Annotated in this window: 1 protein-coding gene; it reads right to left on the bottom strand. The window is 52.2% G+C overall.

The features are described from left to right. Positions 1-668 (bottom strand): sulfate adenylyltransferase subunit CysD (cysD, locus tag ACXJ5O_RS28190; RefSeq protein WP_457302793.1); only part of this gene is annotated, 668 nt, incomplete at its 3' end. Positions 669-999 lie beyond the last annotated feature (331 nt).

Raw genomic sequence — 999 nt, 5'->3', positions numbered from 1 at the left:
ATCAGCATGCCGTCACGCTCGACAACCGGACGCCTCGCGGCAAAGTACAGCGGAACGATCGGAATTTCCTCCTGCATGATATATTGCCAGATATCGAGTTCGGTCCAGTTGGAGATCGGAAACACGCGGATGGATTCCCCCTTGGCAACGCGTGTGTTGTAGATCTTCCACATTTCCGGCCGCTGGTTCTTCGGGTCCCAGGAATGCTGCGCATTGCGGAACGAGAAAATCCGTTCCTTGGCACGGGACTTTTCCTCGTCACGGCGTGCGCCACCAAAGGCCGCATCGAACCCGTATTTATCGAGTGCCTGCCGCAGTGCGACGGTTTTCATGATGTGCGTATGCGTGTTGGAGCCATGCGTGAAGGGACCGATGCCCTGCTCGATGCCTTCCTGATTGCTGTGCACGAGAAGATCGAAGCCAAGTCGCTGAGCTTCTGAATCACGAAATGCGATCATCTCCTTGAATTTCCACGTGCTATCAACGTGGAGGAATGGAAATGGCGGCTTGGCCGGATAGAAGGCCTTCATCGCCAGATGCAGCATGACGGACGAATCCTTGCCGATCGAATAAAGCATCACGGGATTGGAGAACGTCGCCGCGACCTCACGAAAAATATGGATTGCTTCGGCTTCAAGACGCTGGAGATGCGTCAGGTTCTTGGTCATGAAAATTACTATCCACTCTCGCTGCCAGCATCAGGCGCAACGAATATCAACTGAATCACGCGGCGTATTAATATCGCCATTGCTCGCGGCAACATAGTGGAAGGGCGATATTTAAGGAAAGGATGGTTTCACAAGGGACACGAAATCCGCGCCAATTTATTGCCGTGAACGACATTTTATCAGAATGCAATTCCATAGCGGGACAACGCCGGAGTCCAGCTTTTTTAAAACATGCAATCCGTGGAAAATTGATCCGGGATTTTTGGGGTGACGTTGGAAGACCTATTGAGAATTCAGCCTGATGAGAACCGGAGCGCAGTGGACTTTTGGG

This window comes from Phyllobacterium sp. P5_D12 (genome assembly GCF_054049495.1).
The sequence above is the reverse complement of the archived record's forward strand: the minus strand, read 5'-3'. Positions and strand labels throughout refer to the sequence as shown.